General features: G+C 74.6%; 2 protein-coding genes. One reads left to right on the forward strand and one right to left on the reverse strand.

Annotated features, from left to right (window positions below; genetic code table 11):
- Window positions 1–807: hypothetical protein (locus E1291_RS42985; RefSeq protein ID WP_207401265.1), on the forward strand; the 807-nt coding region annotated here is incomplete at its 5' end.
- 31 nt (window positions 808–838) lie between these two features.
- Here E1291_RS42985 and E1291_RS41245 read toward each other — a convergent pair.
- Window positions 839–1,843: AAA family ATPase (locus E1291_RS41245; RefSeq protein ID WP_165495550.1), on the reverse strand; the 1,005-nt coding region annotated here is incomplete at its 5' end.

Genomic DNA, 1,843 nt, shown 5'->3' on the forward strand with positions numbered 1-1,843 from the left:
GGCGAGGACGCCGGCGCGAGCGGCGAGAGCCCGGCGCGCCCGCCCGCGCGGGGCTCCCGGCCACGACACCGCCGGACCTCGCGGCGCGGGCCGTCCATGGGCCGCCTGTCGATGGGCGGGCTGTCCATGGGCGGTACGTCCGGGAGCGGCACGACCGGGACCGGGGCCTCCCAGGGCGGGCGCGGCGGACGGCGGCGGATGTCGCTGCTCGTGGCGGCACCCGCGTTCATCACGGTCGCCGTGGTGGGCTCGACGCTGCTCGGCACGGTCGGGGGCGAGTCGCAGCGCGCCCGGTCCGGCACGCCGTCGAGCGTCAACGACCGCGTCCCGCCGCCGGAGCCCGGCTGGTACACCGTCACGACCGCCGGCGGCCCGCCCCAGCTGTGCCTGTCGATCCTCTACGACGACCGGCAGCGCTGGCAGCTCGCGGCGGACAAGTGCGTCGCGGGAGACCAGTACCAGCGCATCGAGCTCGCCCCGGTGCAGGCCGGCGTCTACCGGCTGAAGGCGCAGACGCCCCAGGGGAAGGTGTGGTGCGCGGCGGTGGACGGCCAGGCCGACGGCTCGGTGCTGCTCATGAAGACGTGCGGCGACGACCCGCTCCAGCGGTTCGGGCTCCAGGCCGCCAAGCAGGTGAAATCGGGTCAGGTGTGGCGCGTGGTGCCCGAGGCGACGGCGCGCGGACGCATGTGCGTGGGCGTCGACCTGCGCGGCTCCGGCGGCTACGAGACCAAGCACGTCGGCTGCGCGCGCGCGGGGATCGACGGCTTCGTGTTCACCGCCGCGCCCATCCCGCAGAGCCCGTGAGAACACCGGCCCGATCGGCGCGACCGAGCGGTCAGGCCGGCTCGTGCTCGCGCAGCCGCTGGCTGACGACCTGGGTCACGCCGTCCCCGCGCATGCTGACGCCGTAGAGCGCGTCGGCGCCCTCCATCGTGCGCTTCTGGTGGGTGATGACGATGAGCTGTGACGACTCGCGCAGCTCCTCGAAGACCGTGATGAGCCGCTGGGTGTTGGTGTCGTCCAGCGCCGCCTCGACCTCGTCGAGCACGTAGAAGGGCGACGGGCGGGCCTTGAAGACCGCGACGAGGAACGCGATCGCGACCAGGGACCGCTCGCCCCCCGACAGCAGCGACAGCCGCTTGACCTTCTTGCCGGGCGGGCGGGCCGCGACCTCGACGCCGGTGACCAGCATGTCCTCCGGCTCGGTCAGCGACAGGCTGCCCTCGCCGCCGGGGAACAGCCGGGCGAAGATCCGCTCGAACTCGCGGGCGGTGTCGCCGTAGGCGGCGGCGAACACCTGCTGGACCCGCTCGTCCACCTCCTTGACCAGGCCGAGCAGCTCGCGCTGGGTCTTCTTCAGGTCCTCCAGCTGCGAGGTGAGGAACGCGTGCCGCTCCTCCAGCGCCGCGAACTCCTCCAGCGCGAGCGGGTTGACCTTGCCGAGCTGGTTGAGCTGGCGCTCGGCGGCCTTGGCGCGCTTCTCCTGGACGGCGCGCTCGTACGGGACGGGCCGCGCGTCCTCCCCCGCCTCCGGACCGGGCGGGACGGGCTGGTCGGGACCGTACTCGGCCACCAGCGACTCGACCTCGAGTCCGAACTCCTCCAGCGCGCGCTGTTCGAGCTGCTCCAGCCGCAGCCGCTGCTCGGCGCGGGCGACCTCGTTGCCGTGCACCACGTTCACCAGGCGTTCCAGGGTGCCCGACAGCTCGCGCACCTGGGAGCGGACGACCTTCAGCTCCGCCTCCCGCGCGGCGCGCGCCCGCTCGGCGGCCTCCCGCCGCCGGACGGCCGCCGACAGCGACGCCTCGATGCGCTCCAGCGCCGCCCGCGCGCCGCTCAG

Source organism: Actinomadura roseirufa (assembly GCF_900659635.1).
Classification (GTDB): Bacteria; Actinomycetota; Actinomycetes; order Streptosporangiales; family Streptosporangiaceae; genus Spirillospora; species Spirillospora roseirufa.